The organism is Alteromonas stellipolaris, from assembly GCF_001562115.1.
Lineage (GTDB): Bacteria > Pseudomonadota > Gammaproteobacteria > Enterobacterales > Alteromonadaceae > Alteromonas > Alteromonas stellipolaris.
In genome coordinates this window covers 2,563,639-2,578,382 of sequence record NZ_CP013926.1, presented here as the reverse complement: position 1 = coordinate 2,578,382, position 14,744 = coordinate 2,563,639, and the positions used below count along the sequence as shown (strand labels likewise).

At 43.1% G+C, this 14,744-nt stretch carries 13 protein-coding genes; 9 read left to right on the top strand and 4 right to left on the bottom strand.

The features are described 5' to 3' along the window. Positions 1-155: 155 nt before the first annotated feature. The 8 genes from rimP (at position 156) to AVL57_RS10875 (ending at position 9,172) form a co-directional block, all read left to right on the top strand. The gene (rimP, locus tag AVL57_RS10910; RefSeq protein WP_013783811.1) at positions 156-614 is read left to right on the top strand and encodes a ribosome maturation factor RimP; all 459 of its coding nucleotides are present in this window, start codon (positions 156-158) and stop codon (positions 612-614) included. Between the two features lie 45 nt (positions 615-659). Beyond that, the gene (gene nusA / locus AVL57_RS10905; RefSeq protein ID WP_013783812.1) at positions 660-2,153 is read left to right on the top strand and encodes a transcription termination factor NusA; all 1,494 of its coding nucleotides are present in this window, start codon (positions 660-662) and stop codon (positions 2,151-2,153) included. Between the two features lie 25 nt (positions 2,154-2,178). Continuing rightward, entirely contained in the window at positions 2,179-4,785 is a 2,607-nt protein-coding gene (gene infB / locus AVL57_RS10900) for a translation initiation factor IF-2 (protein ID WP_057791451.1), read from the top strand. Between the two features lie 181 nt (positions 4,786-4,966). Next, on the top strand, positions 4,967-5,368 hold the full coding sequence (rbfA, locus tag AVL57_RS10895; protein WP_013783814.1) for a 30S ribosome-binding factor RbfA: 402 nt from the start codon (positions 4,967-4,969) through the stop codon (positions 5,366-5,368). After that, positions 5,369-6,343 carry a tRNA pseudouridine(55) synthase TruB gene (gene truB, locus AVL57_RS10890; RefSeq protein ID WP_057791453.1) on the top strand — a complete coding sequence of 325 codons (975 nt, stop codon included), beginning with the start codon at positions 5,369-5,371 and terminating at the stop codon, positions 6,341-6,343. A gap of 103 nt (positions 6,344-6,446) precedes the next feature. Continuing rightward, on the top strand, positions 6,447-6,716 hold the full coding sequence (gene rpsO, locus AVL57_RS10885; RefSeq protein WP_013783816.1) for a 30S ribosomal protein S15: 270 nt from the start codon (positions 6,447-6,449) through the stop codon (positions 6,714-6,716). A 139-nt stretch (positions 6,717-6,855) separates the two neighbouring features. After that, positions 6,856-8,061, top strand: a complete 1,206-nt coding sequence (locus tag AVL57_RS10880; protein WP_057791455.1) for a YjgN family protein — start codon at positions 6,856-6,858, stop codon at positions 8,059-8,061. A gap of 4 nt (positions 8,062-8,065) precedes the next feature. Further along, entirely contained in the window at positions 8,066-9,172 is a 1,107-nt protein-coding gene (locus AVL57_RS10875) for a M48 family metallopeptidase (RefSeq protein ID WP_057791458.1), read from the top strand. Between the two features lie 23 nt (positions 9,173-9,195). Here AVL57_RS10875 and AVL57_RS10870 read toward each other — a convergent pair whose 3' ends face one another. The 4 genes from AVL57_RS10870 to AVL57_RS10855 form a co-directional block, all read right to left on the bottom strand. Then, positions 9,196-10,068, bottom strand: a complete 873-nt coding sequence (locus AVL57_RS10870) for a sensor domain-containing diguanylate cyclase (protein WP_138118229.1) — start codon at positions 10,066-10,068, stop codon at positions 9,196-9,198. A gap of 38 nt (positions 10,069-10,106) precedes the next feature. After that, positions 10,107-10,922, bottom strand: coding sequence for an alpha/beta fold hydrolase (locus AVL57_RS10865; RefSeq protein ID WP_057791461.1), 816 nt, complete (start codon positions 10,920-10,922; stop codon positions 10,107-10,109). 186 nt (positions 10,923-11,108) lie between these two features. Further along, the gene (locus AVL57_RS10860) at positions 11,109-11,933 is read right to left on the bottom strand and encodes a hypothetical protein (protein WP_057791463.1); all 825 of its coding nucleotides are present in this window, start codon (positions 11,931-11,933) and stop codon (positions 11,109-11,111) included. A gap of 136 nt (positions 11,934-12,069) precedes the next feature. After that, positions 12,070-13,626, bottom strand: coding sequence for a bifunctional GNAT family N-acetyltransferase/carbon-nitrogen hydrolase family protein (locus AVL57_RS10855; protein ID WP_057791465.1), 1,557 nt, complete (start codon positions 13,624-13,626; stop codon positions 12,070-12,072). 253 nt (positions 13,627-13,879) lie between these two features. Here AVL57_RS10855 and AVL57_RS10850 point away from each other — a divergent pair, with 253 nt between their 5' ends. Then, positions 13,880-14,551, top strand: a complete 672-nt coding sequence (locus AVL57_RS10850; RefSeq protein ID WP_057791467.1) for a 2OG-Fe(II) oxygenase — start codon at positions 13,880-13,882, stop codon at positions 14,549-14,551. Positions 14,552-14,744: the final 193 nt, after the last annotated feature.

Sequence of the window (14,744 nt, the reverse complement as noted above, 5' to 3'; positions counted from 1 at the left end):
TTGCATTTGTCTTTTTGACAAATTTGGGTTCAGAATTTTAATAAAAGCCCCGCTAGTCCGGGGCTTTTTGTTGTATTAGACCCTGGAGTCAGCCTAGCTGAGCTAGGTGATGACAGGTGGGCTTAAGGCCCTTTTTTCGTTTTTGGAGGTTTGCATTGGCAAAACTTGAAGAGAAACTAACCGAAATGCTTAACCCAGGTGTAGAAGCTTTGGGGTTTGAATTGGTTGGGATCGAATTTGTACGAGCGGGGAAACATTCAATTCTTCGCGTTTTTATTGATCATGAAAACGGTATCTCCGTAGATAATTGTGCAGATGTAAGTCATCAAGTGAGTGCGATATTGGATGTTGAAGATCCAATTAGCACAGAGTACAACCTAGAAGTATCTTCACCAGGTATGGATAGACCGCTTTTCAAAGAAAAGCATTATGTTGATTCTGTAGGTGAAGTTGTTCAGGTTCGTTTATCTATGCCGATGGACGACAGACGTAACTTTAAAGGCAAAGTATTGGCTTGCGACAATGGCGTAGTCAGTATTGAAGTGGATGGCCAGCAGTTCCAGTTAGCTGTGGCGAATATCGAAAAAGGTAACGTTGTTCCCACATTCGAATAACGGAACAGCAATGCTTTCATCGACGAAAGCTTGAGTGAGGCTAAAATGAATAAAGAAATTTTGTTAGTGGCGGAAGCCGTTTCAAATGAAAAACAAGTGCCTAGAGAGAAGATTTTTGAAGCGCTGGAATTTGCAATAGCCAGTGCCACCAAAAAGAAAAATGAAGGCGATATTGAAGTACGAGTAAGTATCGACAGAACCTCTGGTGACTTCGACACATTCCGTCGTTGGTTAATTATTCCTGATGATCAGGAACAAGAGAACCCGTTCGCAGAAATCACCCTTTCTGCTGCACAAGTAGAAGAGCCTGAGCTTCAATTAGGCGATTATGTGGAAGATCAGATTGAATCTATTAAATTTGACCGCATAACTACGCAGACCGCGAAACAAGTTATCGTACAAAAAGTACGTGAAGCTGAACGCGCGCAAATGATTGCAGAATACGAAGATAAAGTCGGCGAGTTGGTAACCGGTACGGTTAAGAAAGTAAATCGCGACAACATTATCATCGATTTAGGTAATAACGCCGAAGGTGTTATCTACCGTGACGATATGCTTCCTCGTGAAACCTTCAGACCAGGCGACCGTGTTCGCGGCTTACTATATGTAATTCGCCCTGAAGCACGTGGCGCTCAGTTGTTTATCAGCCGTACTCACCCTGACATGCTTGTAGAGCTATTCAGACTTGAAGTACCGGAAATTGCTGAAGAAACACTAGAAATTAAAGCGGCGGCTCGTGATCCGGGTTCCCGTGCAAAAATTGCCGTTAAAACTAACGACAAACGCTTAGATCCAGTTGGTGCGTGTGTGGGTATGCGTGGTTCACGCGTACAAGCAGTATCGGGCGAATTGGGTGGTGAGCGTGTTGATATCGTATTGTGGGATGAAAACTCTGCACAGTTTGTTATTAACGCCATGGCCCCTGCAGAAGTTGCCTCTATTGTTGTGGACGAAGACAGTCACATGATGGATGTAGCAGTAGAAGCTGACAACCTTGCTCAGGCAATCGGTCGTAGCGGTCAAAACGTTCGCCTTGCTAGCCAGTTAACTGGTTGGGAATTGAACGTGATGACAGTAGAAGATCTGAACAAGAAACATGAAGAAGAAAACGCGAAGGTGTTGAACATCTTTACCGCTGGCTTAGATGTAGACGAAGAGTTTGCGGCTATGTTGGTTGATGAAGGTTTCACCACATTGGAAGAAGTGGCATACGTGCCAGCAAGCGAGCTTCTTGCCATTGACGGACTTGATGAAGATACCGTTGAAGAATTGCGTAATCGTGCACGTGCATTCCTTACGACCCGTGCATTAGCAAACGAAGAATCGCTTGAAGGCGCAGAGCCTACCGAAGCCTTACTAGGCCTTGAAGGAATGAGTAAGCACGTGGCCTATGTGTTGGCCAGCCGCGGCATTACCGACCTTGAAGAACTGGCCGAGCAAGGCACAGATGAAATTAGTGATATTGATGAACTAGACGAAGCTACTGCGGGTGCGCTGATTATGGCAGCACGTAATATCGTTTGGTTCAATGAAGAGTAAAGGTCAACAGGGGGAATAATACGTAATGGCAGATGTATCTATTGAAAAGCTCGCCAGCGACATTGGTACGACCGTTGACCGATTGGTTGGCCAGTTTAAAGACGCGGGTATTACAAAGAATGCCGGCGCTCAGGTTACTGAAGAAGAGAAAAAGAAACTGTTGGATCATTTAAGTAAGCAACACGGCAGCGCGTCCGAACCACAGCGCATGACACTTAAACGCAAGACAACCAGTACTATTAGCGTAGGCAAGTCTAAAGAAGTTAAAGTTGAAGTACGTAAGAAGCGTACATACGTTAAGCGTACTGATGCTGAAGAGCAACAACGTCAAGCGGAAGAAGAAGCGAAGTTAGCTGAAGAAGCACGTTTGAAACGTGAAGCAGAAGAAAAAGCTGCTGCTGAAGCAAAACAAGCTGCTGAAGAAAAAGCGCGTAAAGCGGAAGAGTCAAGAAAAGCTGCTGAAGAAGAACGTGCACGTCGCGTTGAGCAAGCTAAGAAAGACGCTGAAGCACGCAAAAAAGACGAGCCTGAAATGTCGGCTGAAGAAAAAGCCGCTCAGGAAGCTGCTCGTCAGGAAGAAGAACGTCTTCGTAAAGCGCAAGAAGAAGAAGCGCAGAAGAAGCTTGAAGAAGATGCTAAGAAAGCGGCTGATGAAGCACGTAAATTAGCAGAAGAAAACGAGCGTCGTTGGAAAGAAGAAGCTGAAGCACGTAAGAAAGCGGAAGCTGAAGAAGTTCACTTACATTCAAACCGTTATGCTCAAGAAGCAGAAGACGAGCAAGACGCCCAAGTTGAGCGTTCTTCACGTCGTCGCAGAAAGTCTAAGCGTAATGCGGGTGAGCACTTGAAGCAAGGCTTCAACAAGCCAGCTCAGCCAGTAGAGCGTATCGTTAAGCTAGGTGAAACTATCACTGTTGGCGAACTTGCTAGCAAGTTAGCGATTAAGTCGAATGAAGTTATCAAAACCATGATGAAAATGGGTGAGATGGCGACCATTAACCAAGTTCTTGACCAAGACACAGCAGTACTTGTTGTTGAAGAAATGGGTCATAAATTTGAACTGGTTAACGACAACGCGCTTGAAGAAGAATTGTTAGCTGATGATGGCACAGGTGGTGATAAAACGTCACGTGCACCTGTTGTAACTATTATGGGTCACGTAGACCATGGTAAGACATCACTACTTGATTACATTCGTCGCGCGAAAGTGGCAGACGGTGAAGCGGGTGGTATTACTCAGCATATCGGTGCTTACAAAGTACAAACTGATAATGGCGAAATTACCTTCTTAGATACTCCTGGACACGCCGCGTTTACTGCAATGCGTGCTCGTGGAGCAACAGCTACAGATATCGTTATCTTGGTTGTTGCGGCAGATGATGGCGTAATGCCACAAACAAAAGAAGCGGTTCAACATGCTCGTGCAGCAGGCGTGCCGTTAATCATTGCCGTGAACAAGATGGATAAAGAGTCAGCCGATCCAGATCGAGTTAAAACAGAGCTTTCTCAATTGGAAGTTATTTCAGAAGAGTGGGGCGGTGAGCACCAGTTCTGTAACGTTTCTGCTAAAACCGGTATGGGCGTTGATGGTCTTCTAGAAGCCATTAATCTTCAAGCTGAGTTACTAGATTTACAAGCGGTAGCTAAAGGTCCAGGTCGCGGTATCGTTATTGAATCACGTCTTGATAAAGGTCGTGGTCCAGTGGCTTCAGTACTTATCCAAGAAGGTGAGTTGAAAGCCGGTGATATCCTGCTATGTGGCGAAGAGTACGGACGTGTTCGTGCAATGCGCGATGAGCATGGTCAAGAGCTTAAGCTAGCAGGTCCATCTACACCTGTTGAAGTACTAGGTCTATCTGGTGTTCCAGTAGCCGGTGAAGATGCAGCAGTTGTTAAAGATGAGCGTAAAGCGCGTGAAGTAGCGGCTAAGCGTCATCAGAAGAAGCGTGAGCTTAAACTAGCTCGTCAGCAAAAAGCCAAGCTTGAAAACATGTTCGCGAACATGGAAGCAGGCGACGTTAGCGAACTTAACATTGTACTTAAAGCTGATGTACAAGGTTCTGTAGAAGCGATTGCTGAGTCGTTGATTAAACTATCAACGGCAGAAGTTAAAGTGAATATTGTTGGTAGCGGCGTAGGTGGAATCACTGAAACTGATGCAACATTGGCAGCGGCTTCTGGCGCTATCGTACTTGGCTTTAACGTTCGTGCCGATGCAACTGCACGCCGCGTATTAGAAGCTGAAGAAATTGATTTACGTTACTACAGCGTTATCTATAGCCTAATCGACGAAGTGAAAGCAGCAATGAGCGGTATGCTTGCGCCAGAATTCAGACAAGAAATTATTGGTCTGGCTGAAGTGCGTGATGTATTTAAATCGCCTAAGCTTGGTGCTATCGCTGGTTGTATGGTTACAGAAGGTGTGGTTAAGCGTAGCAATCCAATCCGTGTACTTCGTGAAAACGTAGTAATCTATGAAGGTGAACTAGAATCTCTACGTCGCTTCAAAGATGACGTACAAGATGTACGTAACGGTATGGAATGTGGTATCGGCGTTAAGAACTACAACGATGTAAAAGTTGGAGACCAAATCGAAGTCTTCGAAATCGTTGAAGTTAAACGCGAAATCTAATTGCCTAACTAAATCAGTATAATTAAAGCGGGGGCACAAGCCCCCGTTTTTGTCTGTCACTTTTCAAAAAGAGACCTTGTTGTTTATAGGCTAAGCTTTAATAGGCTATACCTTAAAACGGCTTAGATTTAAAAGCCTGAGTGACTGGCAACAATCGCTGATTTAAAGACAGGAGAAAGTTATGGCTCGTGAATTTTCACGTACCGACAGAGTGTCGCAGCAAGTTCATAAAGAAGTGGCTAGCATTCTGCAAAATGAATACAAACACCGCGTAGGCGATATGCCGCTGATTACCGTGTCTGATGTAGATGTAACTCGAGATTTAGCCCACGCTAAAATTTATGTGACTATCTATAACAGCACAGAAGAAGAAGGCAAGAGACAAATAAAACAGCTGGCCGAGTTTCAGCCGTTTATTCGTAGTATCTTGGCTAAGCGTTTACGCATGCGCTCTGTGCCGCACCTTCATTTCTTTGAAGATAAATCAATTATCGAAGGAATGCGCATTTCTAACTTGGTATCGCAAACCGTTGCGGCAGATGACGCTAAACGAGATACCGACGAGTCAGAAGAGAAGGAATAAATGGCAAGGCGTCGTAAAGGCCGTGATATTAACGGCATAGTATTGCTAGATAAGCCATTAGGCGGCTCTTCAAACCAACTTCTTCAAAAAGTACGTTGGTTGTTCAAAGCTTCAAAAGGTGGTCATACTGGCGCACTAGACCCATTAGCCAGTGGTATGTTGCCTTTATGTTTAGGTGAAGCCACTAAGTTTTCTCAGTTTCTATTAGACGCAGAGAAAACCTATGAAGTGACCGCAACCTTAGGTATTCGTACTACTACCTCTGATGCAGATGGTGAAGTCGTTGAAGAAAAGCCGGTGACGGTGGATGAAGAAACGGTTCGAAACACGTGTTTGCAATTCTTAGGGAAGAGCAAACAAGTGCCTTCCATGTTTTCGGCGCTAAAACACCAAGGTAAGCCTCTTTATCACTATGCTCGTCAGGGGATAACAGTTGAGCGTGAAGCCAGAGACATCGAAATATTTGAACTTGAAGTCACGCGAATTGCGTTGCCAGAAGTGGATATGCGCGTTAAATGCAGCAAAGGCACTTATATTCGCTCGTTAGTAGACGATATTGGTCAAATCCTTGAGTGCGGCGCTTATGTCACACGCTTGCATCGCACTGAAGTGGCCGATTACCCAACGGATAAAATGGTATCTCTTGATACGCTAATTGCTACTCAAGAAGCATTAGATGAGGGCGACTTTGCCGCACTTGATGCCTTTATGATACCTATGGACACTGCGGTCAGTAGACTGCCTTTGGTCTGCATTAACGATGCTGAAAAACAGCGTTTTGATAATGGTCAAAGTGTTAAAGGCACTTGTAGCGAAGCATTAGTTGTCGGCCAGCCTTACCGAGTTTATTTTGGAGAAAATGAACAAGGTTTGTTTTTAGGTGTAGGTGAAGGCGTTCAAGATCCAAAAGACCAAGTGGGGTCTAATGGCGATATTTTTGTGAATCCCAAAAGACGGGTTGTGTACAACCAATAAAGTTTACACTTTCCCTTGCTAACTCGCGCGCTGTCATTATAATACGCGCTTCATTCCGTCTGGCTGAATTAGTGATCGGCCGGACATAATTTAGGAGAATGTTATGTCACTAACTAAAGACGAAACTGCAACAATCATTGCTGATTATGGCGTAAAAGAAGGTGATACTGGTTCACCTGAAGTTCAAGTTGCGTTGTTAACTCACAACATCAACAAGCTTCAAGGCCATTTTGCTGATCATAAGAAAGACCACCACTCACGTCGCGGTCTTCTACGTATGGTTAGCCAGCGTCGTAAGCTTCTAGACTACCTTAAAGGCAAGAACGCTGAGCGTTATCTTGACCTAATTAAGCGTCTTGGCCTACGTCGATAAGCTTAAGTTTTTAATGAAAAAAGCACCCTAGGGTGCTTTTTTTATGCCTGTAAAACATTGCCCCCATAGCAAATGTTGCGTATGTTTAGCATTGGTAATGCTTTAAGCATATGGAAATGATTAATAATAAGAGGGATGTATGTCATCAAATATTGATTACTCAACGTATTCATTGGAAGAATTGAAGCAAGCTCGCGCCACAATTGACGAAATTGAGCACCCAGAACGGGCGCAAGAGTTAGAAGAGCGAATTGTGAAGTTTCAATCATCAGGAAATCCTTCCACAGAAACTTCCTCCACAGTATCTACCGCAAGTGTTTTAAGAAAAGGTAAGGTTACCTTTCATGGTAAAGCGTCGGAATTCTTTTCTATTTGGATTGTGAACCTATTGCTTAGTATTGTGACACTGGGTATCTATTCTGCGTGGGCAAAAGTAAGAACCAATCGATATTTTTATGGAAATACTGAAATTGACGGTCATCGGTTTTCCTATCTAGCGAATCCATTACAAATTTTAAAAGGCCGTATTATTGCGGTGTGTTTATTTGCTAGTTATTTCATTTTAAGTGCAGTAAGTCCTATTGCAGGCGCAGTCATGGTGTTGGCTTTAATGCTACTCACGCCCTTTATGATAGTGCTTGGTCAGCGTTTCAGTATGCGTATGACGGGCTATCGAAATGTTCGATTTAAATTCAATGGTGGCTTTGGTGGCGCGTTTGTGGTTTTCGTAGTATTGCCTATCGTTAGCATGTTTACCTTGTATTTAATGTTGCCATGGGCGCTTAAGAAGATAGACGAATACCTAGTTGACGAATCTGCTTTCGGTGACAGTAGATTTACTACGAAATTGAGCACGGGATCTTATTATCTTGCTTCACTTGGCGCTGTGGGTATAGTCGTGGCAGTGTTTATCGTTGGTGCTAGTGCAATGGGTTTTGGCTTTAGTAGCCTTATTGAAACGTTAGAAGACGGCGCACCTTTAGTGATGCTCGCTCTGATCGGCATGTACCTTATTGCTTTTGCCATTTCATCTAGCTTTTATACCGCCCTTATTCGCAATCATATTTATGAAAATAGTGAAATACCAAACGTGGCGCAGTTTAATTCTAATGTGGGTGTAATGCCTTTGGTATGGCTTAGAACCACTAACGTTATTGCTATTGTTCTTTCCTTAGGGGGCGCTATTCCATGGGCGAAAATTCGCAGTGCTCATTTCTTTGCTAATGCAACTGAGGTCACTGTGTTATCAGGTATTGATAGCGTTACGTCCATTAATACCGGTTCTGTGGGCGCGACAGCTGAAGAAGCGGCTACGTTGTTCGATGTTGATGTCGCGTTAGGCTAGCTCAATGATAGATGGGCAGCTATATCAATCAGAAGGTTCATCGGTCACACCTATTACCGCGAGTATTGAAGATAATATACTGGTCATTCGTCTCATAAACGAGGACCAGTGTAATGCTAACAACGGCCTAGAAATAAACGAAAGTAATGCTGTCGCTAATACGGACGTGATCAATGGTGAAAGTGCCGAACCGTTAAGGTTTCAGCAATCTGAAGTTAATGCGAAGTCGAAACTGGGCAACTTGCCTCGAGAAATCATCTTACCTAATGAACGCTTACTGGTTTGTACTCCATCACCACTATTAAATCAGTGGTTAGATGGTGGGGCAGGTAGTCGTATCTCTCAAATGGAAACGAAAAAGCCTTGGTTAATTGCGAGTGTTTTATTAGTACCGCTTTTACTCTACTTTATTTTTGTACAGGGTATGCCATGGGCGGCCGTTAAATTTGCTGACCAAATACCATATTCCATTAAAACCGTAGCTTCACAGCATACGTTGAGTGCATTAGATTATTCTATGCTGGAGCCTAGCACGCTACCCGATTGGCAACGTGAGCAGTTAATGATGGGGTTCAACGCCGTTGTAGAGCAAGTTAGCGAACTCGGTACTGAGAATGATATTCGGGTACATTTCAGAGATTCCGATCTCATTGGCCCCAATGCCTTTGCGCTACCCGACGGTACCATCGTGTTTACCGATGATTTGGTTGCACTGGTAGATGGTGATCAAGCATTACTTGATGCCATATTGTTACACGAAATTGGCCATGTGGCGCAAAACCATTCCATGCAAATGGTGGCCGAGTCTTTATTTGCCACCCTGGCGATAAGTTACTTTTTCGGCGATTTAAGCGGAGCAATTGAGTCTTTTATGGGAATAGGTTCTAGTGTTGTACAAAACCAATACTCACAAAAGCATGAATGGCAAGCTGACAACTTTGCTATTTCGAAATTAAAATTAATGCACCGAGATACCGCTGACTTTGCGGACGTAATGCGTAAACTATCGAACGAAACTGACCAGCAGGGCGCTGAAAATAGCTGGTTTCAATCTCATCCCTCAACAAAAGCACGTATAGAGAATGCTGAAAGCGCAGCATATAATGATTGATATCAGTCTCCTAGTGTTAATGCCTAGATTTTGGCGTGTTTGTCTGTGTGGAAGATAGTGCGATTTCGGCCGTCGTCTTTTGCCTGGTAAAGCGCGTCATCGGCTTCTTTAATTAACGTTTCAACTTGCAAGACAGTGTCATGTTGAGACATGGGTATTTGCGTCACGCCAATACTTACCGTAATTCTATCTGCTCGCGAGTAACGTAATTCTGCAATCCTTTCATGCAAGTACTTACAATAGAGTCGGGCATTGTCCTGAGTTGAGTTATATAACACTATCAGAAATTCTTCGCCGCCCCAGCGGGCAACAACGTCAGTTTTTCGTGTGGCAGATTTTAATGTTTTAGAGAGTAATACAATAACCTCATCGCCCACATCATGACCGTGCTTATCATTAATGTCTTTAAAGAAATCTATATCAATGAGTAAGAAGGACACAGGAACGAATTTTCGATTTACCTGATCGAGTAGTTTACGAATATCCGCCGAGGCAGCACGACGATTGAGTAAGTTTGTAAGCGGGTCGAGACGGGAAAGTAGTGTTAGCTCGTCGGTTTTTAATTCCAAACTGTCTCTTACTTCTATTAGCTCTTGATAAAGTTTGTCACGGCTTTTAGCTGAATGCATAGACCAGTAGAGTTGTTCGCCATGCAGTGTAACATTTGCCAGTACAGGTAACCGTTCTTGCTGCGCAGTAACCAACGTCATTTGAAGTTCCGAAAATCTACCCGTATCGAGTAATGACGGTCTCACATAGCTTTCAAAAAAAATTAAACTCGCCCGCGAAATAATACTGGAAACGTTACTTCCCGCCATATCTTCTCGTGAAGAGCCGAGAAATTCCAGTGCATCTTTATTGCAGTAATCGATGCTTCCGGATCGTAAATCAGACACTAAAAGTAAACTTGGAAAGAGGTCGAGCAGTTCCTCATTCAAGAGACAAACTGCTCTATTTTTTCTGCAATAGTGATGGGGTTCGTCATATGCAAACAATGGCCGTGAGCATCAATCACTTCAAGCGATGACAAAGGTGTTATTTCATGCATATATTTCCCCACTTCGACCGCTGCTAATGAGTCGCTGCGACTTTGCAGAATAAGAGAGGGAAAAGAAATTGTCGGAAGGACATTTCTATAATCGGAAAAGAAGGTGGCCTTTGCAAAAGGTTTCGCATATTTAGGGTCGGTAGAACAAAAGCTGCTTTCCAGTTCTTTAACTAAAGTGGGGTCGTTCTCTCCCCCCATCACTAATGGCGCAAGGTAACTCGCCCATCCAATGTAGTTTTTGTCCATTAGGTTAATAAGCTCTTCCAAGTCTTCTTTTTCGAAACCGCCAAAGTAGTCTGGCGGTAAATTCAGAAAACAAGGAGAGGGGCATATCAATACAAAATCTGAAAAATGTTGCGGGGCGATAACTGAAGCGAGGTAGCCAATAATACCGCTCACTGAATGGCCAATAAACGTGACCTCGGTTAACTCAAGCGCTTCACAAATATCGATAACATCTTGTGCATACCCTTCTAATTCTTCATACCGAGATTTATCAAAAGCACTAACATTAGATTTTCCACAACCCACATAGTCAAACAGCACGATTTTGTATTTTTGCTCAAGATAGGGGGTAAGGTACTTCCACATGTTTTGGTCACAACCAAATCCATGTGCAAGCATAAGTGTTTTTGTGCCTGATCCAATAACGTTTACGTTATTATTGTCGATAATATGATTAGCACTGGATTGAAAAACCATAGTAGTCGCCTGTTCTTACTTGTGCAAAAAAATAGCCTGAAAATAGCAACACAAGGCTATCCACTTATATAATGTTTATAGCATCGAAGAGAAACAGAATATATGCTACTTAAGGTCAATAACGTCAGCGCAAAAAAAAGGAGCTGATAGGCTCCTTTCAAAATACATTCAAATTTGAGGCTAAGATTAGCCTTCAGATAAGCTCGCTGTAGATGAAGGCGCAGAGTTTGTAGAACTCGTTGTGCTTCGTGAAACTACTTTGGTGGCTATCTCTCTTAACTCATTTTCAAGGCTGGTAATGCGCCCAGAAAGGGAACTGTTACGCTGCTCTAACACCGATAATTTGTCAGACAAGTTGCGTACTTGTTGTTCGCTACTGCGTTTATCGCCAGAGACTTGTTCTAGTTGAACATTCAAGGCTAGAATTTCATCAGCCAAAGAAGCCAACTGATTTTTCACTGAGCCAACTTGGCTCTGCTGGCTAGTCACATCATCGGCAACCTTCTTAATGTTGCCCTGAAGCGCAGTTTGAACATTACCCACTCTATCACCCAAGTCAGCAATTTCTTTTTGATTGCGGCGCCACGCTGAAGCCCAAAGTTTGTCCATCTGTTCCCACAAATCATTGGTCTTACTGGCCAGTTCATTTACTTTAACCTGCAATGCAACAGTCGACTCACCCATTTCTTCACCAGTAGCAGAAAGCTTCTTCTCTAATTCAAGAATGCGTTTTTCAGCTTGAGAAGCGACTACTTTTTGTTGCTCTACCAATGTGTACAGGTAATAACATCCGCCACAGGCACCAAGCGCAATAAGTGCGATAAGGAATACCCAGAGACCATTACCGCCACCACTGCTTTTTTCTGGGGTTTTAGGAGAGGGGCTGGTAGGCGATGAGGAATTCGAAGGTGCTTTGGTTGGCGTAGGCTGACGCTTTTTTTGATAATCGCGACGATCTTCATCATCTAAACGAATAGTTGGAAAATCATCATTATTCGAATTATTTGCCATAAGTTCTCTATTTTCTCTTGTTAAAGCATTGGGTTAACTGCAGCCTACCTAGATGTAGGCGCAGTAACCGAAATATCATTGTTAGCGCATAATAACATCGATATTATATTGAATTAATTATAAATACCAATGGCGATTACGTATCGCTGTCAAACCATTCTACACGATACAAATCGCGACGACGATCTAGATAATTCCTAACAGAACCTTCATTTTGAAGTTTAGTCAGCTTATCTAAATCTAGGTCTACGATCAGCGTCATTTCCGTATTTGGCGTGGTTTCTGACACAATAGCATCGTGGGGGAATGCAAAGTCGCTAGGTGAAAACACCGCAGTTTGACCGTATTGAATATCAACATTGTCTACTTTGGGTAAGTTACCCACACTGCCTGCTATAGCCACATAACATTCATTTTCAATGGCGCGGGCTTGGGCGCAACGTCTAACCCGTAGATAGCCGTTTTTGGTATCTGTCCAAAAAGGAACAAATAGAATCTGCATTTCTTGCTCAGATAGCAACCGTGCAAGTTCAGGAAATTCCACGTCGTAACATATCAGTACCCCGATTTTCCCGAAATCTGTATCGAACACTTTAAGGCTATTACCGCCTTTCATTATCCAATCTTTCTTTTCGTGTGGGGTAAGGTGCAGTTTGTACTGACTTTCTATGGTGCCATCCCGCTTACAAATATAGCTAACGTTGTATAGCTCATCTTCTTCTACCACAGGCATAGAGCCCGCAATAATAGTAATATTGTACGACACAGCAAGGTGCGAAATAGAAGTCAGAATTTCATCGGTATAGGTGGCTAAGTGCCATATTGCATCAATTGAAGTATCAGACGGGCTCAGCCCCATTAACGGTGCGTTAAAAAATTCAGGAAACAATGCCACATCGCAGGAATAATCCGATAATGCGTCTACGAAATATTCAACTTGCTGAAGGAGTTCTTCTACATTGTTGAAGTAACGCATTTGCCATTGAATACATCCGATACGGGCGCTCGACTTACGACCAGTTATAAGCGATGGATTATTAGGCTCATAATAGATGTTGTGCCATTGCAGTAGCGTGGCATAGCCTTTCGAGGCTTCATCCTCAGGCAAATAGGCGCTGAGGACCTGTTTTACTTCAAAACCATTTGATAGCTGAAAAGTGAGAATAGGATCGTAAATGTCTTTAGATTTTACTTGTTCAATGTATTCATAGGGAGACAGTTCTTTCGCATAATTTTTATAAGTAGGAATCCGCCCGCCAGCCATTATTGATTTCAAGTTCAGGTTTCTACATAACTCTTTGCGCGCCTCATACAAACGTCGGCCTAGTCTTAGCCCACGATAGTCGGGGCAAACGATGACTTCAACACCATACAATACGTCTCCATTTGGATCGTGAGTAGTAAGATAAGCATCGCCAGTAATTTCATCGTAGCTGTGTTTGTCGCCAAATTGGTCGTAATCCACAATGACTGAGATAGCGAACGCCACCACCTTTCCTTTGTCTTCAATACATATTTGACCTTCGGGGAACGTGGTGACTTGTGCCTTAAAGTTGTTATAAGGCCAAGCTCCTCCAACGTTTGCATACACGTTATCCATTAACGCTTTAACGTCGTTGTAATCATCTAGGCGCAAATTACGCAGCGCTAAATGATGTTCGGTTTCTTCAATGACTGTTTGATCCTGACTCATGCCTTTACCACCAGTGGTTGTTTTTCATATTTGAGCATAATTATTTCCGTGGGGCTAACGGTATTAATGCTTGTGTCATCTAGGTTTTAAAGCAAGTTTTATTCCTATTAAAACCAATGCGTTATAATCAAGAGGTTAGGCTTTCATTTATTGTTCGTTAATTGCGCATTTAAAGCTTGCTGTGCGAGTAACTTAAGCGTATAAATCCGCATCCAATTACTCGTGCTAACGCCGTACAAAGTCAAAATTAATCATGGAACGTTTCTCGTTAGATTTACCTTCACCCCTTTATGTTTTTGATGAAAATTATTTCAGTAATATTGTCAGCGATTTACAAGAAAAGGGCTTTAGTATTAGGCCGTTAGGCGTGCCAGAGTTTATTATAGATGCATTGGTCGCCTGCCAAGATACATTGTCCAAGCAAGCATATCGGCGCGCGGGGATTGGTCGGGCTCAACAATTTCAACACCACGAAAAAGTAAGAAGCGATGAGATATGTTGGATAGACGGCACCTCTTCAAAAGGGCAGTTGTGGTTAGAATGGTGTGAAGCGTTAAGGCTCTATATTAATCGCCATTTATTCATGGGGTTATTTTCGTTCGAGAGCCACTTTGCCTGTTACGCCCCCGGTAATTTTTACAAACGTCATCTCGATGCTTTCAAAGGTCAAAGTAATAGAATGCTATCGGTGGTGACCTATTTAAATGATGATTGGCAAGCTACAGAGGGTGGCGAGTTAGTATTATATGCTAGTGAACAAGATGACATTGGCGTGAGAGTGTTACCTGAAAGAGGCACTATCGCCATTTTTCTTAGTGAGATATTTCCGCACGAGGTACTCACCGCAAAACGTGAGCGGCATTCAGTTGCAGGGTGGTTTAGGTTAAATACCAGTATTAATGAAAATATTGATCCACCAAAGTAATTCACCTATGGCTAAACCCTTGCTTCTAATGCTAGTATCGAAACTATAAGTCAAAAGTATAATTCCCAAGTAATGCAGTTACTGTTAAACCCCAACAGTAGGTTATTGGCTTATAATATCGTAGATAGTTAAACCCTCCATTTAACAGATGTGGTAACTACGGTAATTCTTAGGGACAAGAAAAAAGTGATTG